Here is a 21,108-nt window from a genome sequence, read left to right on the forward strand (position 1 = left end):
TTTTGGGTACTCCAGGACTGTCAGGACTTAAGTTTGCTTTTTTTTTCACCAAAAATTCAAAAGAACTTTTGATTGCCAATAAAGAAAGCTTAATATGCGGAGCTTCAATTTTATTAAAAAAAGCTAAAGCTAATAACTGCAAAATTACGTCTATTGATTCAGAACATTTTTGTATTAAGCAAATCATTAAAGATAAAAGTTTAAATGAGATTGATTCTGTTTTTTTAACAGCATCAGGAGGGCCGTTTTTAAAAAAAAAGGAAAGTTCTTATTCACGAGCCGGTATTGCAAAAGTTACAAATCATCCAAAGTGGAGTATGGGGGGTAAAATTTCAGTAGATTCTGCTACTATGTGTAATAAAATTTTTGAATTAATAGAGGCACATGTTCTTTTTAATATTCCAATTAATAAATTAAAAATAAAAATACATGAAGAATCCCATATTCATTCTGCTGTAATTTTTAAAAATGGGCTTGTGCACATGATTATGCACGATACTACCATGATTATACCAATTAGAAATTCTTTATTTGATAATAAATTCAACAATCAATCTAATAATTTTTTCAAATCAAAAAAAAATATTCAGTTAAATTTTGATGAAATAAAATTATCAAAATTCAAAATTCTAAAGACAGGTTATAAGGTTCTTAAATTAGGCCACACAGCCTGGATATTATTCAATGTTATAAATGACAATTTGGTTGAAAGATTTTTGAATAAGAAAATTTTTTTCTATGAAATTGTTAGAAATTTGATAAAAATATTTAGTCGAAAAAGTATTATACTTTATTGCAAAAAAACAAAAGTTAACAACATGAGCGATATAAATAAAATCATTAATTATGGAAACGTTGTAGCTGATAAATTATGAAACTTTTAAAAACTTTTCTTTCTGCATTTGTTTTCTTAATTTTGTTTTTAAACAGTTCTTTTGCTGAAAGTGTAAAAAATTCAAATATTATAATAGAAGGTAATAAGAAAATTTCTTCAAATACCATTGTTGAGCTTCTTAATTTAACTGGCAATATTGCAAATTCTAAAAATTTAAATAGATATCAAAAAAAACTTTTTCAAAGTAATTTTTTCTCATCTGTAGATGTTTCTTTTAGTAATAAAAAAATTTTTATAAGAGTAATGGAAAACCCAATAGTCGATTATATTTTTATAGAAGGTATTGAGTCTGACCAATTGTTAAATAAAATTAAAGACATTCTTCAGCTAAAAGAAAATGCTTTATTTTCTGAAGTATTATTAAACTCTGATATTAAAAAAATATCCACTTTCTTAAGATCACAAGGTTACTTCAAAAGCAATATTAAATTCACGGCTGTGAAGCCAAGTGCAGATAAAATTAATATCTTTCTTAATATTGACATAAATAAAAAGTTTTCCATTAAAAATATTTTTTTTATTGGAGATAAGAAAATTAAAAATTCGAAATTACTTTCAGTGGTCACATCTAGACCTAAAAGTTTTTTTAGTTTTTTTTCTAGTGCAAATACCCCATCATCTGAAAGAGTTGATTTTGACATATCTCTGCTCAAAAAGTATTATTTAAATAGAGGTTATTATAATGTTCAAATTCCTAGCGGTTCGATTAAAGTCATTGACGATTCTAGTGTGGACATTGTTTTTACAGTAAATGCGGGCAATCAATTTACAATAAAAAATATTCAAATCGAAGATGCAAACAGTATTTTGCTAGATGCTAATATTACATCAATTAGAAAAATCGTAGAGCCATTGCAGAATGATATTTATAGTTTAAGTTTTTTGAAAAGAATTCAAAATAAAATCTCTACATATCTAGATAAAAATAGTCTTAATGCGACTCTAGCTTATAATATTCAACAACTTGATATTAACAATATGGCTATAGTTTTTAATATCAATGAAAATTCAAAAAAAAGCTATATTAGAAATATTATTATAAAAGGAAATGATCTTACTGAAGAGAAAGTTCTACGTAATAATATTGATTTCGCTGAAGGGGATCTTTTAACTAAGTTAAAAATTTCAAACTCTATTGATAAGCTTAAAACAACTGGTTTTTTTAAAGATGTAAAAATTAAACAAAACAATGTTGTTAATACCGACAACGTAGATATTGTAATTAAAATTGTAGAGTCTCCCACTGGGGAAATAGGAGCTGGAGTCGGCGTTGGAAGCAATGGGTCTAATGTTTCTTTTAATTTTAAAGAAAATAACTTACTTGGAAAAGGTTTGGGCTTTAGCGTGCTTGGTAGCTTCGGAACAGAGAGTTTATCTGCAAATATTTTTCTTACAAATCCAGACTTTGCCAATTCTGGAAATTTATTAAAAACAGGAGTTTATGTATCAAAATATGAAAATGAAACATCAGGATATGAAAATAAAATAATTGGAAGCAGTGTATCTACAGGCTTTGAATGGTTTGAAGATGTTAATCTAAACTATGGAATTTCAGTTGATATTGATGATTTAACAGCTGAGGGAAGTGCCTCTAGCTTGATTAAGTCAAGGGACGGTCAGTTTTTTACTAATAAATTTTTCTATTCTGTGACAGAAGACAAGAGAGACAAAAAATTTAAATCTGAAGATGGATATATTTTTGGCTTCGGTCAGGATATTGCTCACCTGGGCTCTGATATTCCATATTTACAAAATAGTATTTTTGGATCTTTTTATAATAAATTTAACGAATCTTTCACTGGTACAATCCGCTATAAAGTCAAATCAATAAATAGCTTTGAAAGTAGCAAAGACATTAAGCTTAGTGATCGCCTGTTCTTATCTGATAATGAGTTACGTGGTTTTAAATTTAGATCATTTGGACCCAAGGTTGATAAGGATTTTATAGGAGGTAATTATTCTTACTCAACGACCTTTTCCAGCACAGTACCTAATTTTTTGCCTGAATCCTGGAACTCTTCATCCAGTGTTTTTTTAGACGTAGGAAATATATGGGGAACCGACTTTGAAGTTACTAATGAGGCTAATCAAATGAGATCCTCTATAGGTCTAGGTTTTTCTTGGTTTTCTCCAATTGGCCCGATAGCTGTGTCGTATGCAGAACCAATTCAAAAAAGCTCTTCAGATGAAATAGAAAAATTTAATTTTAAATTGGGTGGTGTTTTTTAATTTAAAATTATGAAAAAAAAAGTATTTTTTTTGAATCAGTTGCTTAAAGCTGTTGATTTGCAAGTAATTTTAGATAAAAAAAAAATATTAAAATTATTAATGTTGCTGATCTTACTTTAGCAACGAAAAATACGATATCTTTTTTTTCTAATGTCAAATACTTAGAACAATTAAAAAAAACAAAAGCATCTTGTGTTTTTACTAAAGAAAAATATCTTAACTTAATTCCAAAAAAGATTACTGCAGTTATATGCAAAAACCCTGAGATAGAATTTATTAAAGTAGCAAATTTTTTTTATCCAGACAGTTATTATTCAAAAGTATCTAATAGAAAATTAAGTTTAAAAAAAATTGATAAAAAATTTAAAACATTAAAATACGGCGTTAATCTTTATTTGGAAAAAGATGTAAAAATTGGAAAAAATGTATTCATAGGAAACAATGTTTCAATAAAAGAAAATTGTATTATAGGAAATGATGTCGTAATAGGATCGAATGTTATTATGGAGAATTCAGAAATTGGTAACAAGACGCATATTTGTGACGGTGCTATTTTAGGAAAAAAAGGTTTTGGGTTTAAATTTATTGACAAAAAGTGCTTAAGAATTCCACACCTAGGAAATGTTGTTATTGGAGAGGATTGTGAAATTGGTGCAAACTGCGTGATTGATCGTGGATCAGTTAAAAACACTGTTATTAATGACAGAACTTTCTTAGATAATCTTGTGCATATTGCTCATAACGTTACCATTGGCAAAGATTGTATAATTGCTGGCCAAGTAGGCATTGCAGGAAGCGCAATAATTGGAAATAATGTAGTGATAGGTGGACAGGCCGGTATTTCTGGGCACATTAAAATTGGAAATAATGTTAACATTGGTGGAAAAAGCGGAGTTGTAAAAAATATAGAAGACAATCAAACAGTAATGGGTTATCCAGCAACATCATTAAAAAAATTTTTAAAAAATCAATAATTGAATAATGAAAAAAAGTTTAGATTTAAATGATATAAAGAAACTCCTCCCGCATCGAGAACCGATGCTTTTGATTGAAAAAATTTCGGATATTGTTTCTATGGTTTCTGCAACAGGGCATATAAGTGTTGCTTCTAACAAGTTTTTTTTTGATGGTCATTTTCCTGGGCAGCCTGTGTTTCCAGGGGTTTTAATAGTGGAAGCTTTTGGACAAACAGCAGCAGCATTATCAGCTCATTGTATTGACCCAAAAGAATTTGAAAACAAACTAGTTTTTTTAATGACAATTGATAAGGCAAGATTTAGAATTCCTATAATGCCACCTTGTGAACTATTATTAAATGTAAAAGTTGAAAAGATAAAAGGTAAAATCTGGAAGTATTCAGGAAAAGCTACTGTGGACGGAAAGTTAATGGCCGATGCCCAATGGATGGCTACTATTGCAGATAGACAAGATGACTAATACCACTTCATCAGTCATTCACCCAAGCGCTAAAATAGGAAAAAATTCAATAATTGGTAATTTCTGTGACATCGGAGAAGATGTGTCTATTGGAGAAAATTGTATTGTAATGAATCATGTAAATATACAGGGAGTTACCTCTATTGGTTCAGGTAATACTATTTATCCATTTGCATCTATTGGTACGAGCCCTCAGGATTTGAAATACAAAGGAGAGAAAACAAAGCTAATAATTGGAAATAACAATGTAATTAGAGAGCATGTAACAATAAACACTGGAACAGTTCAGGATAATGGAATAACCAAGGTTGGTAATAACTGTCTTCTTATGATTGGATCCCATATCGCCCATGATTGCAATATCGGAAATTCTGTAATTTTAGCAAATAGTGTTGCGGTTGCTGGTCATTGCCTTATTGATGACGAGGTAATCGTAGGTGGTAATTCTGCAGTACAACAGTTCTGCTCATTAGGAAAAGGCTCAATGATCGGTGGAATGACTGGAGTGGACAAATCAGTTTTGCCTTATACTCTAGCAATGGGCAATAGGTGTTATTTTGAAAATCTTAACTTAGTAGGGTTAAAAAGAAAAGGTTATGACACTAAAGTTATTACTGAATATAGAGACGCTATAAAAATTTTTTTTGAAGACAGGAGCAAATTAGATTCTATTAAAGAATCAAAAAATACTTTGGTAATTGAGCTGGTTGATTTCCTGTCTAAAAATAATAATAAACAGCTTTGTGTGCCCCTGACCTAATGATTGGACTCTTGATTGGAGATGGTAATTTGCCAAAAGTTTTAATTAATAAATTAGAACAAAAAAAAACAAGATTTATAGCAATTAATCTTTCTAAAAAAAAATATCTAAAAATTTTTTTTATAATTTCAATATATCGCAATTTTCCAAGATTGTAGAAACGTTAAAAAAAAATAACTGCAAGGAAGTAATTTTAGCAGGCAAAGTAACAAGACCAAGAATAGAGGATATAAAAATAGATTTTGGCACATTGAAAATATTACCAAAAATTATACTATCTTTAAAAAAGGGAGACTCTCATGCTCTTGACTTTGTAATTAATTATTTAAAACTAATAAACATGAAAGTTGTTTCATGTACTAAATATTTACCCGAGCTTTTAGCTGAAAATTTTGTGAATAAATTTAAATTGTCCAAACAGGATTCTAGAGATATAGAAAAAGGAAAAGCAATTTTGAATCATGTTAATAAAAAATATGATGTTGGCCAATCTATTATAGTTAACAAGGGTTTGGTTATTGGTATTGAAGCTGCTGAGGGTACAGATGAAATGATTCTTAAGTCATCTAGCATTATGAAAAAAATTAATAAAAAAATGCCATCTGGTGTTTTAATCAAAGTACCAAAAAAAATACAAGATTTAAGAGTAGATTTGCCTACTATTGGCTACGACACGATACGTAACTGCATTAAAATTGGGTTACGCGGAATAGCTTTGAAAAAAAACCAAAATATATTTTTAGATCAAACAAAGTCTTCAGATCTAATTAAAAAAAATAATTTTTTTATAACGGTTATAAATTGAAAAAAAAATATTTATTTTAACGGGTGAATCTTCAGGTGATAAGCTAGCATCTAATATAATTCCTTATTTTAATAGTAAAAATTTTTATATTACAGCTATTGGATCTAACCATATTAAAAAAAAAGGCGTTAAATTACTTTTTAATTCAAAAGAAATATCTGTGATGGGTTTTGTCGATGTTTTAAAAAAAGTTTTTTTTCTAAAAAAAAAAATAAACTTAACAATTAGTTATCTTTTAAAATTTAAACCTGATGTTATTTTTTCTATTGATTCTCCAGATTTTAGCTTTCGTGTTCACAGTGTGATTAAAAAAAAATTACCACAAACTAAAATAGTTCATTTCGTAGCTCCAACGATTTGGGTTTGGAGAGAGAGAAGGGTGTTAGTTTTTCGAGAGTTTTTAGATCATTTGTTATTACTCTTTCCATTTGAAGCACCATTATTTAGTAAATGGAAGATGAAAAATACATATGTGGGTCATCCTTTTTTTGAAAAAAAAATTATTTATAAAAAATTCCCAATCAATTTAGAAAAAAAAATTATTACCCTTTGTCCTGGCAGTAGAACTTCTGAAATTAAGACTTTTATGCCAATATTTATAGAGCTTATTAAAGAAATTAATTTTAGGTATCCTGATATTTTTTTATTTCACTTTCCAATTTCTTTTGAGCATGCCAAAACTATAAAAAATTTTTTACCCTCAAAAATTTCTTTTTTTATCTCATCTACAGAAGATAAAAAAAATTTTTATATAAAAAAGTCTATTTTATCTGTAGCTAAATCTGGAACTATTTCTTTAGATATTTGTAAAAACAAATCTCCATTAATTACTATTTTCAAAACTTCGTGGTTTAATTATTTTTTAATTAAGCCATTTGTGAAAGTTAAATTTGCAAATATTGTTAATATAATCGCTAATAAAGAATTAATACCAGAATTGATCCAATCTGATTGCAATGTTTCAAGTATTTTTAAAAAAGTTTCTTTGTTTATTGAAAATAAAGAACTAAGAAATCTTAATGTCTCTAATTATCAAAAAATAATAAAAAAGATTACGAAAAATAACTCTAGTAAACTAATTGCCCAAACAGTGAAAGGTTATCTTTAACTACGGTCTTTTAATTCTAAAAACTTTCTAGGTTTTTCACCAATATATAGTTGTCTCGGTCGACCTATTCTGTTTTTTGGATCAAGATACATTTCTTTCCAGTGTGCTATCCAACCAGCTGTCCTTGCCACTGCAAATAAGGGGGTAAACATTGTAGAAGGAAATCCCATGGCATTCAGTGTTATTCCAGAATAAAAATCAATATTTGGATAAAGTTTTTTTTCAATAAAATAATCATCTTTCAATGCAATTTTTTCAAGTTCAAGAGCAACTTGTAAAATCTTGTCGTCTTTTTTTCCTATTTCAGAGAGAACTTCGTGGCAAGTTTTTTGCATGACTTTAGCCCTAGGGTCATAATTTTTATATACTCTGTGACCAAACCCCATTAACTTAAATGGATCATTTTTATCTTTGGCTTTTTCTATAAATTTTGGAATATTTTTAACATCTCCAATTTCTCTTAGCATATTTAATGCAGCTTCATTAGCACCACCATGCAAAGGTCCCCACAAAGAAGTAAATCCAGATGATATAGAGGCAAAAGGATTGACACCAGAGGACGCTGCTAATCTAACAGTAGATGTTGATGCGTTCTGTTCATGATCGGCATGAAGAATAAATATTTTATCCAAGGCTCTAGACAAAACTTTGTTAATTTTGTATTTTTCTGCTGGAACACCAAAAGTCATCTGAAGAAAGTTTTCAGAATAATCTAAAGAATTGTCAGGGTATATAAATGGCTGACCTATTGAATATTTATAAGCCATAGCTGCAAGAGTAGGAACTTTTGCTATCATACGTCTTGCTGCAATTTTTCTTTGATCTAAATCATTTACATCAGTAGAGTCAGGATAAAAAGCTGACATAGCAGCCACCACAGATGTTAATATGGCCATTGGATGAGAGCCTCTTCTAAATCCATTGAAAAAACTTTTCATTTGTTCATGTACCATTGTGTGGTTTTTGATTGCCTCTGAATACTCAAACCACTCATCTTTTGTTGGTAATGAGCCATTCCATAGCAAGTGCACAACCTCTAAAAAAGTACTTTTTTCTGCTAGTTCATCCATCGGGTAGCCTCGATAGTAGCATTCGCCCTTATCTCCATCTATGTAGGTAATTGAAGATTCGCAGCTTGCCGTTGATGTAAAGCCAGGATCGATCGTAAAGTTGTTTGTTAGTGCATATAACTTTGTGATGTCTATGGTGTCTGGTCCAACTGTTCCTTCAAGAACAGGAAAATCATAATTTTTACCGTCAATAGATATAGTGGCTTTCTTATTCATAAGATGGGTCTAAATATCAGCTTTGCTTAAAAATGTCTATTTCAAAGATACAAGGATATTCTTCTTTTTACCTCACCAATCCCAAGAGATTGAATAATATCTGTAATGGATGGGGCAAATTTAGTTCCTGTTAAAACAATTCTTATAGGTTGTCCAAAATCTTTAAATTTAATTTTTTCTTCTACAATAACTTCATCAATAATAGCTTTTATTTTTTCAACATTACTGTCGGAAACTTTATCTATTTTTTGTAAAAAAAGCTGAATTATTTTTTTTTCATTTTCTGAAATTAGGTCGCTGAATTCAATTTTTTTGTAATTAAAAATAAATTTAGCATTTTCATAAATATTTTCTAAAGTCTTTGCTTTATTTAAGAAGACTAAGAAATTATCTTCAATTTTTTTAAGGAACTCTTTGTCGATAGGATCTTTAAATTTTTTAGTATAATCACAGAAATTTTCAAATATTTTTTTTCTATCAGAATTCTTCATATAAGTTTCGTTAATTGATAAAATTCTGTCCATATCTAATTTAGAGGGTGATTTTCCCACTCCATCTAAATTAAATAGTTTGATACTCTCTTCTAAAGAAAAAATTTCCTTGTCTTTGTGGGACCATCCAAGTCTTAAAAGATAGTTTCTTAGGCTCTCTGGCAAAATGCCTATTTTTTCATAATCTTCAACAGTTGCAGCACCGTCTCTCTTGGATAGCTTTTTCCCTTCTTTTGAATGAATTAAAGGGATATGTGCATATCTAGGAACAGGCCACTCCATAGCCTTAAATATTTGAGTTTGCTTAAACGTATTTATTTTATGATCATCACCTCTAATCACGTGTGTTATATTCATTAAAAAATCATCTACAGATGCAGAAAGTTGGTAAGTTGGCGTTCCGTCAGTTCTTACAATAACAAAGTCTTCAATAGTAGAATTGGAAATAGTAATTTTCCCTTGAACCAAATCATCCAATTCTTCTGTTCCAATTTGATTTGATTTGAATCTTATTATGAAAGGTCTTTTTGCCTCTCCTTTGTTTCGGCATTTTCCACTATAAATATATGGTAGATTTTTTTCTCTAGAACTTTTTTTTTCTTGCTCCAATTCTTCTGTGGTGCAGTAGCATTTATAAGCGCTGCTATTTTTAAGTAACGTCTCGGCAATTTCTATATGTTTTTTTAAGTTTAAACTTTGACTAAATGGTTTTTCATCTGGATTGATACCTAGCCAATCCAAAGTGTCCAAAATCTGTTTTTCATATTCTTTTTTTGACCTTTCTTTATCAGTGTCCTCAATTCTTAATAGACATTTTCCCTCATGGTTTTTTGCAAAAAGCCAATTGAATAGAGCAGTACGTGCGCCACCTATGTGCAAAGGACCAGTAGGAGAGGGTGCGAATCGAACTACAATTTTATTATTCATCAGTAGTGTTGTTTACACTAACTGATTAAAAGTTTCTATAAAGAGAGCTTAAAACGCCTTGAATTTTTATTCTTTCAGGGCCGAATATTCTAGTTTCGTACGCCGGATTGGCACTTTCAAGAGCGATTGCATTAGACTTCTTTCGATACCTCTTTAGAGTAGCTTCGTGATTATCGATTAAAGCCACTACAATTTTTCCATTTTCTGCAGTGCTTGTTTTTTTAATTATTACAGTATCTCCATCATGAATTCCCGCGTCGATCATAGAATCTCCTTCTACTTTCAGTGCGTAAAAATCATCTGGGTTTTTCGTTCCAGGAGGACACGGTATATCCTCATGGTGCTCTTCAATTGCCTCAATAGGTAAGCCCGCTGCAATTTTTCCAATTAAAGGAATAAAATTTTCTTTTGTTTTTTTAACATCATCAAGTCCACCCTTAATCAAACTTGGGGTAAAATTGTTAAAAAGGTCTTTTACGCTAGCATTTTCAGGAAGTTTTACCACCTCTAACGCTCTTGCTTTATGAGCTAGTCTTTTAATAAAGCCACGCTCTTCTAAAGCAGAAATAAGTCTATGAATCCCAGATTTTGACTTCAATGATAACGACTTTCTCATCTCATCGTAAGAGGGTGAGACACCATCACTTTTCAACTTCTCGTTGATATAAACTAATAAATTTTTTGTTTTTTTGTAAGCATAGAACAAAACCTGTACAAATATGTTCTACAAGTGTTCTTAATTTTTTACAATAGATTATTATTATTGGTATACAACAATTCTAGGCGATCAATTCTTTCATTTTATCATAAATTGACGGTGATCTGATGAGTGATTCACCAACAAGAAAATTTGAAATTTTGGTTTTTTCAAAAATATAATTGATATCCTCTTTGTTATTAATGCCACTTTCGCAAATTAATGTTTTTTCACCCAAGTTAAAAGTTTTACAAATATTTACTGTTGTCTTTAGATCTGTTTCAAAACTTTTTAAATTCCTGTTGTTAATTCCTATGATTGCATTTTCAAATTTGATTGCACGTTCCATTTCATCCTCATCATGAACTTCAATAATACAATCCAAACCACATTCCATAGCAGCATCGTAGAGATTTAAAACTAGTTCATCATTAGATGATTTTAGAATAATTAAAATACAATCTGCTCCAATCATAGAAGCTTCGTAAACTTGATAAGGGTCAATAAAAAAATCTTTACAAAGAATAGGTAGGTTAATTTTTTTTTTATATCCTGAAGATATTTTTTACTACCAAGGAAATAATTTTTTTCAGTTAGAACGGATAGGCATGCGGCACCAGATTCAAGATATTGATTTGCAATACTAAGGTGATCAAAGTCATTAACAAATACACCCTTAGAAGGACTAGCCTTTTTTACCTCTGCTATAATTGCAATTTTCTTCTGTTCTTTAAATTTATTTAGCTGTTTTTTAAAATTGAAATTATTTTTGTTAATAGAATTTTTTACTTCGCTTAGAGGAAGTTTTTTTTTATCTTCAATTATCTCTAATCTTTTTTTAACTATAATTTTATCTAATATATTCATATTTTCAATTCTTTGTATTTCTTCATCACCGAACCATTAAGAATATGACTTTTGACTTTTTTATAAGCAGACAAAAGATCAGTTTCCTGATTCATAACCATTAATCCAGCTGCACTATTCAAGGAAACAATCTCTAAAAATGCGCTTTCTTTTCCTTCAAACAGCTCAATAATTTTACTTGCATTGTATTCTGCATCACCACCAACTATATCTTTAAATTCATAATTTTTTTCTAAAAAATCTCTTGGTTCTATTGTAAATTTCCTTAAGTCTTTCTTGTTAATTTCAATCACCTCTGTTTTTGCGAAAATAGAGATTTCATCAAGACCATCATGGCTATGAAAAACCCAAGCTTTTTTTGCACCTAATTTTAAAATACTCTCAGAATAAGCGCTCAATAGTTCTTTAGCATAGATACCAATGCACTGAAATTTTGCATTAGCAGGGTTACAGAGTGGCCCAAGTAGATTAAATATTGTTCTTCTGCCTAATTTTTTTCTTACACCTGCAACATTTTTCATTGCTGAATGGTAGTGCGGTGCAAACATAAATCCAAACTGATGTTGTTGAATGCTTTTTTTTACCTGGTCTGGATTTTTTAATATATTGATGTTGAGTTTTTCCAAAACATCAGCTGACCCAGACTTCGAGGTTAAGGCTTTGTTACCATGCTTTGCTACATTTATATTCATACTGGCAAGCACAATAGATGCGGCAGTCGAGATATTTAAGGTGTGTTTTCCGTCCCCACCTGTACCACACATGTCTAAAACATCCTCTTCCAAAGTTACTTTTAAAGATTTTTCTCTTAATATTGAGGCCCCACCGGTTATTTCGTCAGAGACCTCACCTTTATCAGCCAAGCCCAATAGAATAGTGCCAATCTGTTCATCATTGTATTCAGAGTTCATTATCTTGCGAAATAAAAATTGCGTCTCTCCTATGGTTAAATTTTTCTTATCAGCTAGTTTTTTAATTAATTCCTCGTAATTCATATAAATAGTTAGTTTTTTAAAAAGTTTTTTATAATTTTTTTCCCAAATGTGGTTTTAATACTTTCAGGATGAAATTGTATCCCATGTACATCAAATTTTCTATGCGACAAACCCATTATCACATTGTCATCAGTCATGGCTGTAACTTTTAGTGAAGCTGGTATTTTTTTTGGATCAGCTACCAGGCTATGATATCTAGTTGCTGTAATGAGCTTTGGTATATTAGTAAAAATTTTTGATGAAAATGTTTTTATACTACTTGTTTTTCCATGCATTATTTTTTTTGCTTTAATAATTTTTCCACCAAAAGCTTGTGCTATTATTTGGTGACCAAGACAAATACCAAAAATGGGTTTTTTTTAAAATATTGATCAACAACTTCTAGGCAAAGACCTGCACGATTAGGATTCCCTGGACCAGGAGAGATCACAATTTTATCAAATTTTTTTAATTGGCTAACTTGAAATTTATCATTTCTAGCAACTGTCACACTGCAACCTAGTTCAGAAAAATAATGAAATACATTGTATGTAAAACTGTCATAGTTATCTATGAGGAAAATTTTAATCATTATTTAGATGCCTCAATTAACGCTTTAGCTTTATTTAATGTTTCTTGATATTCTTTTTCGGGGTTACTATCCGCCACTATTCCAGCGCCAGCCTGAATATAAACTTTGTTATTTTTCACAATTGCAGTTCTTAAAGCTATGCAGGTATCCATGTTATTTTTTGGGGAAAAGTAGCCAATGCCACCAGCGTAAAGTTTACGCTTACTTTTTTCAAGGCTATCTATTATTTCCATAGCTCTAATTTTTGGAGCTCCAGAAACAGTTCCAGCTGGAAAGCCAGACATTAAAACATCAATTAAAGAGGAGTTTTTCTTAAGAGTTCCAGTAACATTTGAGACAATATGCATTACATGAGAGTATTTTTCAATTTTGAACTGACTATCAACTTCAACCGTACCCGTTTCTGAGAATTTACCAACATCATTTCTGCCAAGATCTAGGAGCATTAAATGTTCAGAAATTTCTTTAGGGTCAGCCAAAAGCTCTTTTTGTAAAGAATTGTCTTTTTGCTTATTTTTTCCCCTAGGTCTTGTTCCTGCTATAGGTCTGATAGTAATCTTATTGTCTTTGACACGAACTAAGATTTCAGGACTACTACCAACAATTTGAAAATCATCATAGTTAATAAAGTATAAAAAAGGAGATGGGTTAGTTTTCCTAATTTTTTTATATATTTCTAAAGGTTTTTTTTGAAGCTTGGCTTCAAATCGTTGGCTCAAAACTACTTGAAAAATGTCACCTAATTCTATGTGTTTTTTTGCTATAGAAACATTTTTTTTAAACTGCTTTTTTGAAGTATTGCTTTTTACTATTATTTTTTTTAATTCCTTTTTATTTTTTTTAGCAATTATTTTTTTAGAAGAATCTTTGATAATTTTTTTTAATTCTTTAATATTTTTATTATAATTTAATTCAGAGCATTTTTTTAAATTGTATTCACAAGATATAAAAAAAAGTTTTTTTTTAAAGTTATCATGAATAATAATTTTTTTGGGTCTTTGTAGCCTAATATCTGGTATTTTAAGATCATCCTTATTTTGATTTGGAATCTTTTCCACAAATCTTATGGTATCATAGCCAAAATAACCAACTAGCATTAAAGCCATAGGAGGTAAATTTTTTGGTAAATCGTAATCAAAATTCTTTATTAATTTTTTTAAATACGAGTAGACATTGGTTGTTTTAATTTTTTTTTTATTTATGAACAGTGAGTTGTTTTTAACTTCGTATATTTTATCTGAGTCATATCCAAAAATGGTATAGCGTCCACGATGAATAGCTTTTTCGACTGATTCAAATATAAAACTATTTTTCTTACTTAGGATATTTTCAATTAAAGTCTCAATTTTAGACGGCTCTGAATTGTGCTCTGTGGAGTAAACTAGAGATATTTTGTTTTTTTTAAAATTATCTTTGTAAGTTTTGTAATTACTAAACTGTAGCATTAAAAAGAGTTTGTTATTCTATCTAAAACTTTTTGATTAATTTTTACTTTATATTTGTTATTTAGAAACTTATCAAAAGATTGCATTATTTGCTCATCAAAATTCATAGCTACCTGTCTTTCATAAAGTTTATCCATCTCATCATTAGATTTTGTCCGATCATAAGAAGTATCGATGGCTTTAATTAGGTAGTTTTTAGGACCTTTTACTACCAACAATTCATTTTTTTTTAAATTAAATATTTGTTGAATTTGATTTGGAGAAAAAGTTTTATTTTTTTCTAGCCTATTTTTTAAATCAAGTTGCTTAACAGTTTTTTTCTTTTTCGAAATAAGCTGATCAAATAAGTTTTGCTCTTTAATTTTATTAATTAAAAAATTGGCTTTACTGTTAATATTTGTTTTTTTAATTTTATTTATGATATTTTTTTTAACTTCGTCATTTAATATTAGTGGTTTTTTCTTTACGATCTCGTTAATACCAATTAAATAAAAGCTACCCTTAACCTCAATTAATTCTGAAGTTATTTGATCATTAAGATAAAATGATTTTTGAATAATGCTTCTATCAAAAGCTGTTGCTTTAAGTGAATTTTTAATAACTCCATCTTTATTAAACAAATCACTCTTTTTTATATTGAGAGAGAACTGAGTTGCTATGTCATCAAAGGTTCTGTTAGATAAAACCATATTTTCTATATCTGAAATGTTTTTAAAAAATAAGTCTGAACTTTGATTTGCTTCTTTATTTTGGTTTATGACTGCGTACTTTATGCTTCTTAGTTCATTGGAGTAGCTAGGTTTTTTTTTGTGGTAATCTAAAATCTCTTTTTCTGTTATATCGACATCTTCATAGAGATCCTCCAAGTTTATATAGCTTATAGAGATTTTTTTTTCAAAATAGTCTTTTACTCTTGTCGTATGGTAGGAGGTTGATATGGAGTCCAAATTTTGACTTTCTACAATTAGTTTTTTTAATAAGTTTTTTTTAAAACTTGTTTCAAAAGAGAAACTACTAATTTGATTTTTTAGTAGATACTTTTCGTATTCAGTTCTTGAAAATTTTTCATTTTTAGAAAATTCTGGAATATCTTTTATAAAATTCGACAAGGTTTTATCATTAATTATTATTTTTTCTTCTTCAGCATAAATTTCAAATATTTTCTCAGCAACCAATTGATTTAAAATTTGTATGTGGAGATTATCTTTAATGGCATCAGATACATTTTGATAATTTTTAGTTTGCAAACCGTTTCTTAATTCATTTACATAATCTTCAGAATATATATTTTTTCCAGAAACCTCAGCAACTACATTGGTTTTGCCCGCACTAAACATGTCTCCCACACCCCATGAGGCAAAAACTGCGATTATTATAACAATCAACAATTTAACAAGTATGCTCTTGGATAATGCTACTAATTTATGTTTCATATTTATTTAGTTTAAAAATAAAGATTAATAGATTAAAAAAGTCTTTATGTCTTTGAAAAGTACTATGTTTGTTGCAAATTGGAAAATGAATGGAACTTCATTTAATTTCAAAGAAGTAAGTAAAGTTGGAGGTTTTTTAAATAAAAATTTAAAAAATATAAAAAATCTATTATTTTTTGCCCTCCCTTACCTTTGCTCACATATTTTAGCAAAAAAAATGTTAATAGTAATATTCAATTCGGTGCTCAAAATATATCCAATACAAGTTTGAGCTTTGGTGCAGCTACAGGATCTATTAGTGCCTCCATGGTAAAAACTAGTGGAGCTGAATATGTAATTTTGGGTCATTCGGAATCAAGATCTTCTGGCGATAGTCTTTTGATAATTAAAAACAAAATACTACATGCAGATAAAACGAAATTAAAAATAATTTTTTGCATGGGAGAAACCTTGAGCCAAAAAAAAAGGAGCCAGTCCTTGGCAGTTTTAAAAAAACAAATTATAGGATCTGTGACTAAAAAAATAAATTTTAATAATATAATATTTGCCTACGAGCCAGTTTGGTCTATAGGCACGGGGCTTGTTCCTTCGCCAGAATATCTTGAAAAAACATTTTTATTTTTAAATAGCTATTTAAAAAATAATTTTAAAATTAAATCTCCAAAAATTCTTTATGGAGGATCTGTGAACCCTGCAAATATTAAAGGTTTGAGATCTATTAAGGCCTGTTCTGGCTATTTGGTTGGTGGAGCTTCTTTAAAAGCAAAGAATTTCATTGAAATTATTAAGAATTATTATAATTAGCATCTCAATGGAAAATATAATTCTTATAATTCACGTTATCATAGCGGTACTTCTGATTGGTTCAGTTCTGATGCAAAGTTCAGAAGGTGGCGCATTAGGAATTGGTACTGGAGATAGTGCATTGATGTCTTCAAGATCTGCTTCTAACTTTTTGACAAAATTTACTTCCGTGATGGCTATTTTTTTTATTATCACCAGTATTTCCTTAACTATCATTCACAAAAAGGACAAACCAACTGGCTCCATTATTGATAAAATAGAGAAAATAGAAGAAAAGAATAAGACGCCACAAATTCCTTCTGCCAAATAATTAAGCTTTAGTTTCTAGAGAAAATGTTTTATAACATTCTTCCATGGCTCGTTACATATTCGTTACTGGAGGCGTGGTTTCATCTTTAGGAAAAGGTTTATCATCAGCATCACTGGCATACCTGTTGCAATCAAGAGGTTATAAAGTTCGATTAAGAAAATTAGATCCTTATTTAAACATCGACCCGGGAACAATGAGCCCATTCCAGCATGGAGAAGTGTTTGTAACCGATGATGGTGCTGAAACTGATTTGGACCTTGGTCATTATGAAAGATTTAGTGGAATTTCAGCCAAACAATCTGACAATGTTACTACGGGAAAAATTTATAGCGATATTTTAAAAAAAGAAAGAAGAGGTCTGTATTTAGGTAAAACAGTTCAAGTCATTCCCCATGTTACTAATGAAATTAAAGATTTTATTAAAAAAGATATTAAAGATGAAGATTTTGTTATTTGTGAAATTGGAGGAACAGTAGGCGACATTGAAAGTTTGCCATTTTTAGAAGCCATTAGACAATTTTCTATCGATGTAGGATCTAATAAATCTTTATTTATTCATTTAACTTTAGTTCCATACATGAAAGCATCGGATGAAATTAAAACCAAGCCCACTCAACATTCTGTTAAAGAGCTGAGAGCGTTAGGCATACAACCAAATATAATTATATGCCGGTGTGAAAGACCAATTCCTTTTGGCCAAAGAAAAAAAATATCTCTTTTTTGCAATGTTTCTATCGACAATGTAATTGAAACTATTGATGTAAAAACTATCTATGAAGCACCAATTAGTTTTCATAAAGAAAAACTAGACCAGCAAGTTTTAAATTATTTTAAAATAAAATCTAAAAGACAGCCAAATCTTTTGCCTTGGAAAAAAATTACCAAGACAGTTCTGTCTTCCAAGAATTCTGTCAACATTGCTATTATAGGTAAATATGTAAATCTTAAAGATGCCTACAAATCATTAGATGAGGCGTTAACTCACGGAGGGATTAAAAATAATTTAAAAATAAATCTTATACGAATAGAGTCTGATTATTTAAAAGTGTCAGAAGTTAAAAAAAAATTAGCTGCTGTTAATGGTATTTTAATTCCAGGTGGATTTGGAAAAAGAGGGACGGAGGGTAAGATAGCAGCAATTAGCTACGCAAGAAAAAATAAAATACCTTTCTTAGGTATATGTTTTGGTATGCAAATGGCAGTAATTGAGTTTGCAAGGAATGTGCTTAAAATAAAGAAAGCTAGCTCAACTGAAATTTCAAAACAATGTATACCAATTGTAGGTTTGATTGATGAATGGAGCAAAAACGGAAAAGTTCAAAAAGGTACTTCTAAAAATTTAGGTGGCACGATGCGCTTGGGTCTTTACCCGGCCAAACTTAAGGAATCTAGTTTGATTAAAAAAATTTACAAATCCAGAAATATTAACGAAAGACATAGACACAGGTACGAAGTTAACATCAACTACCAAAAAAACTTTGAAGAGAAGGGCATGTCTTTCTCAGGAATATCTCCTGACAATAAGTTACCAGAGGCAATAGAAATTAAAAAACACCCATGGTTTATAGCCGTTCAATTTCATCCAGAATTTAAATCTAGACCTTTGTTACCACATCCTTTATTCTCCTCATTTATCGCTGCTGCAAAAAAAAATAAATGAAACAAAAAAATATAAACATCTCTAATTTTAAAATTGGAAACAGTCTTCCATTCACTTTAATTGCAGGTCCATGTCAGCTTGAGAGCAGGGCTCATGCATTTAAAATGGTTGAAAAAATTCAAAAAATTACAAAAAAACTTAAAATTAAATTTATTTACAAAACATCTTTTGACAAGGCTAACCGCACAAGCCTTAAAGGAAAAAGGGGTTTGGGTCTTACTAAATCTTTATCGATATTTGATGAAATTAAAAAGAAATTCAAAGTTCCAATTTTGACAGATGTTCACACTCCAGAACAGTGCTCATTAGTATCTAGCCATGTTGATATTTTGCAAATACCAGCTTTCTTATGCAGACAAACAGATCTGTTGGTAGCAGCAGCAAAGACAAAGAAAATTATTAATATTAAAAAAGGTCAATTTCTTGCTCCGTGGGACATGGGCAATGTTGTGAATAAGATTAAAAACTCTGGAAATAATAATATTTTAGTTACAGAAAGAGGAGTTAGCTTTGGATATAACACTTTAGTTTCTGATTTTAGAGCAATACCCACTCTAGTAAAACTAGGTTATCCTGTTATTTTTGATGCTACACATTCCGTTCAACAACCCGGAGGCAAAGGAACAGCAAGTAGTGGTCAAAGAGAATTTGTTGAACCTCTTTCAAAAGCTGCAGTTGCAATTGGTGTTGCTGCCATTTTTATTGAAACACACGAAAACCCAGATCGTGCTCCTTCAGATGGAGCTAATATGATAAATATTAATAAATTAGAATCATTGTTAAAAAAATTAAAAAAAATAGACTCAGTCGTTAAAAGATAATTTACAATGTCCAAAATAAATTTCGTTAAAGGTAGACAAGTTTACGATAGTAGAGGCTTTCCTACAGTGGAAGCTGAAATAATCTTAGATGATGGAAGCTACGGGTTTGCTATAGTTCCATCTGGAGCTTCAACGGGAACACATGAGGCTCATGAACTAAGGGATGAAAATAAAAAATATTTAAACAAAAGTGTTTTGAAGGCCGTTGAAAACATTAATAATAAAATATTTCCAGCCGTAAAAAGCATTTCAGCACTAGAGCAAGAAAAAATAGATGCAATAATGATCGATCTTGATGGAACATCTAACAAATCAAATTTGGGAGCAAATGCGATACTAGCCGTCTCAATGGCATGCTGTAAAGCAGCAGCACAATCCCAAAAAATTGAAATATACGAACACATTAGCAAAGATAAAAATTTTTCTCTTCCTTATCCTATGCTAAATATTATTAATGGTGGCGCTCACGCTAACAACTCTCTGCAAATTCAAGAATTTATGATTAGACCTGATGGAGCAAAAAATTTCTCTGAATGTATGCGTATGTCTTTTTTGGTTATACAAAATTTAAAAAAAATTCTTATTGAAAAGAAACTTAGCACCAACGTCGGTGATGAAGGTGGGTTTGCGCCATCTTTAAATAGTGACGAAGAAGCCTTGGATTACATTGTAGAATCTATTGAGCGTGCAGGCTTTGCACCAGGTTCGGATTTTAATTTATGTTTAGATGTGGCTGCTAATGAAATTTATGATGGGAAATCTTACAATATAAAAAACAACAAAAGTAGTAGCCCCGACGAGATGATAAGCTTTTATGAGAAAATCACATCTAAGTACCCAATAAAGTCTATAGAAGATCCTATATTTGAGGATGATTGGGGTACATGGAACAAGCTCACTAAAAAAATTGGAGATAGGGTTCAGGTAGTAGGGGATGATTTGTTTGTTACCAATAAGACAAGATTGCAAAAAGGGATTCAAGACAAGTCAGCAAATGCAATTTTAATTAAAGTAAACCAAATAGGCTCTGTGACAGAAACACTTGATACAATAAACTTGGCTCAAAAAAATTTATTCAATACTATTATTTCTCACAGATCTGGTGATACAGAGGACACTTTTATAGCTGATTTAGCCATTGCAACAAATTCTAACCAAATTAAAACGGGATCTTTGGCCAGATCTGAGAGAGTTGCTAAGTACAATCGTCTTTTAAGAGTTGAGGATACCAACAAGAACAAAATTACAATGGCGAGCATTTAAATGAAAAAAATCTCAGCTTACTTAAATCTCCATAAATTTTTTTTGATTAATTTATTTATTTTTTTGTATATTTTTATCAATTTACTTGATGGAGACAGGGGTTATTTTTCCTACGTAAAAAAAGATAACTTGCTTATAGAAAAAACAGTAGAAGAAAAAAAAATCACCTCTAATCTAGATTCTTTTAGATTAAAAAATTCAATGCTTTTAAAGGAAACTATTAATGTAGATTATTTAGACTATTTATATAGGAACCTTTTTGTTGTAGGAAAACCTGGAGAAAAGATTTATCTAATTAAATAAT

Annotated in this window: 19 protein-coding genes and 2 pseudogenes; 13 read left to right on the forward strand and 8 right to left on the reverse strand. The window is 29.9% G+C overall.

What is annotated here, in order from left to right; translation table 11 throughout:
• The first annotated feature begins 2 nt into the window (after window positions 1–2).
• The 7 genes from SAR11G3_RS07735 (at window position 3) to SAR11G3_RS04890 (ending at window position 7,234) form a co-directional block, all read left to right on the forward strand.
• Window positions 3–875 carry a 1-deoxy-D-xylulose-5-phosphate reductoisomerase gene (locus tag SAR11G3_RS07735; RefSeq protein WP_013695678.1) on the forward strand — a complete coding sequence of 291 codons (873 nt, stop codon included), beginning with the start codon at window positions 3–5 and terminating at the stop codon, window positions 873–875.
• Window positions 872–3,124: an outer membrane protein assembly factor BamA gene (gene bamA / locus SAR11G3_RS04865; protein ID WP_013695679.1), complete on the forward strand. Its 2,253-nt coding sequence runs from the start codon at window positions 872–874 to the stop codon at window positions 3,122–3,124. The genes SAR11G3_RS07735 and bamA overlap by 4 nt, the downstream gene beginning before the upstream one ends.
• A 134-nt stretch (window positions 3,125–3,258) precedes the next feature.
• On the forward strand, window positions 3,259–4,098 hold the full coding sequence (gene lpxD / locus SAR11G3_RS04870) for a UDP-3-O-(3-hydroxymyristoyl)glucosamine N-acyltransferase (RefSeq protein ID WP_237697318.1): 840 nt from the start codon (window positions 3,259–3,261) through the stop codon (window positions 4,096–4,098).
• A 7-nt stretch (window positions 4,099–4,105) separates the two neighbouring features.
• Complete coding sequence (gene fabZ, locus SAR11G3_RS04875; protein ID WP_041862378.1) at window positions 4,106–4,561, forward strand: 3-hydroxyacyl-ACP dehydratase FabZ; 456 nt, start codon at window positions 4,106–4,108, stop codon at window positions 4,559–4,561.
• Window positions 4,554–5,321: an acyl-ACP--UDP-N-acetylglucosamine O-acyltransferase gene (gene lpxA / locus SAR11G3_RS04880; RefSeq protein WP_013695683.1), complete on the forward strand. Its 768-nt coding sequence runs from the start codon at window positions 4,554–4,556 to the stop codon at window positions 5,319–5,321. The genes fabZ and lpxA overlap by 8 nt, the downstream gene beginning before the upstream one ends.
• Window positions 5,322–5,472: 151 nt before the next feature.
• Window positions 5,473–6,126, forward strand: coding sequence for an LpxI family protein (locus SAR11G3_RS04885; RefSeq protein WP_237697319.1), 654 nt, complete (start codon window positions 5,473–5,475; stop codon window positions 6,124–6,126).
• A gap of 55 nt (window positions 6,127–6,181) precedes the next feature.
• A complete protein-coding gene (locus tag SAR11G3_RS04890) occupies window positions 6,182–7,234 on the forward strand; it encodes a lipid-A-disaccharide synthase (RefSeq protein WP_445082402.1) in 1,053 nt (350 codons plus the stop codon).
• Here SAR11G3_RS04890 and SAR11G3_RS04895 read toward each other — a convergent pair.
• The 8 genes and pseudogenes from SAR11G3_RS04895 to SAR11G3_RS04930 form a co-directional block, all read right to left on the reverse strand.
• Window positions 7,231–8,520 (reverse strand): citrate synthase, encoded by a 1,290-nt coding sequence (locus SAR11G3_RS04895; protein ID WP_013695687.1) that lies wholly within the window; start codon window positions 8,518–8,520, stop codon window positions 7,231–7,233. The two genes, SAR11G3_RS04890 and SAR11G3_RS04895, sit on opposite strands and share 4 nt — an antisense overlap.
• 41 nt (window positions 8,521–8,561) lie before the next feature.
• Window positions 8,562–9,938, reverse strand: coding sequence for a glutamate--tRNA ligase (gltX, locus tag SAR11G3_RS04900; RefSeq protein ID WP_013695688.1), 1,377 nt, complete (start codon window positions 9,936–9,938; stop codon window positions 8,562–8,564).
• Window positions 9,939–9,963: 25 nt separating this feature from the next.
• Window positions 9,964–10,644 (reverse strand): transcriptional repressor LexA, encoded by a 681-nt coding sequence (gene lexA / locus SAR11G3_RS04905; RefSeq protein WP_041862380.1) that lies wholly within the window; start codon window positions 10,642–10,644, stop codon window positions 9,964–9,966.
• A gap of 73 nt (window positions 10,645–10,717) precedes the next feature.
• Window positions 10,718–11,502 (reverse strand): annotated as a pseudogene (locus SAR11G3_RS07920) (indole-3-glycerol phosphate synthase TrpC).
• Complete coding sequence (gene trpD / locus SAR11G3_RS04915) at window positions 11,499–12,497, reverse strand: anthranilate phosphoribosyltransferase (protein WP_013695692.1); 999 nt, start codon at window positions 12,495–12,497, stop codon at window positions 11,499–11,501. The pseudogene SAR11G3_RS07920 and the gene trpD overlap by 4 nt, the downstream one beginning before the upstream one ends.
• An 8-nt stretch (window positions 12,498–12,505) precedes the next feature.
• Window positions 12,506–13,065: pseudogene (locus tag SAR11G3_RS07925) on the reverse strand (anthranilate synthase component II).
• A 2-nt stretch (window positions 13,066–13,067) separates the two neighbouring features.
• Window positions 13,068–14,513, reverse strand: coding sequence for an anthranilate synthase component I (gene trpE, locus SAR11G3_RS04925; protein ID WP_013695695.1), 1,446 nt, complete (start codon window positions 14,511–14,513; stop codon window positions 13,068–13,070).
• A complete protein-coding gene (locus tag SAR11G3_RS04930; protein ID WP_041862381.1) occupies window positions 14,513–15,946 on the reverse strand; it encodes a SurA N-terminal domain-containing protein in 1,434 nt (477 codons plus the stop codon). Before SAR11G3_RS04930 ends, trpE begins: the two co-directional genes overlap by 1 nt.
• A 192-nt stretch (window positions 15,947–16,138) precedes the next feature.
• On the opposite strand from SAR11G3_RS04930, the gene SAR11G3_RS04935 reads away from it, so the two are divergent.
• From SAR11G3_RS04935 to SAR11G3_RS04960, 6 genes are read left to right on the forward strand one after another with little or no spacing between them, the layout of a single operon-like run.
• Window positions 16,139–16,750: a triose-phosphate isomerase gene (locus SAR11G3_RS04935; RefSeq protein WP_202794996.1), complete on the forward strand. Its 612-nt coding sequence runs from the start codon at window positions 16,139–16,141 to the stop codon at window positions 16,748–16,750.
• Window positions 16,751–16,757: 7 nt separating this feature from the next.
• Entirely contained in the window at window positions 16,758–17,060 is a 303-nt protein-coding gene (secG, locus tag SAR11G3_RS04940; protein WP_041862525.1) for a preprotein translocase subunit SecG, read from the forward strand.
• Window positions 17,061–17,103: 43 nt separating this feature from the next.
• Window positions 17,104–18,720, forward strand: a complete 1,617-nt coding sequence (locus SAR11G3_RS04945; RefSeq protein ID WP_013695700.1) for a CTP synthase — start codon at window positions 17,104–17,106, stop codon at window positions 18,718–18,720.
• Complete coding sequence (kdsA, locus tag SAR11G3_RS04950; RefSeq protein WP_013695701.1) at window positions 18,717–19,541, forward strand: 3-deoxy-8-phosphooctulonate synthase; 825 nt, start codon at window positions 18,717–18,719, stop codon at window positions 19,539–19,541. Before SAR11G3_RS04945 ends, kdsA begins: the two co-directional genes overlap by 4 nt.
• 6 nt (window positions 19,542–19,547) lie before the next feature.
• Window positions 19,548–20,804 carry a phosphopyruvate hydratase gene (gene eno, locus SAR11G3_RS04955; RefSeq protein WP_013695702.1) on the forward strand — a complete coding sequence of 419 codons (1,257 nt, stop codon included), beginning with the start codon at window positions 19,548–19,550 and terminating at the stop codon, window positions 20,802–20,804.
• Window positions 20,805–21,107: a hypothetical protein gene (locus tag SAR11G3_RS04960; RefSeq protein WP_013695703.1), complete on the forward strand. Its 303-nt coding sequence runs from the start codon at window positions 20,805–20,807 to the stop codon at window positions 21,105–21,107.
• Window position 21,108: the final 1 nt, after the last annotated feature.

Source organism: Candidatus Pelagibacter sp. IMCC9063 (genome assembly GCF_000195085.1).
Classification (GTDB): domain Bacteria; phylum Pseudomonadota; class Alphaproteobacteria; order Pelagibacterales; family Pelagibacteraceae; genus IMCC9063.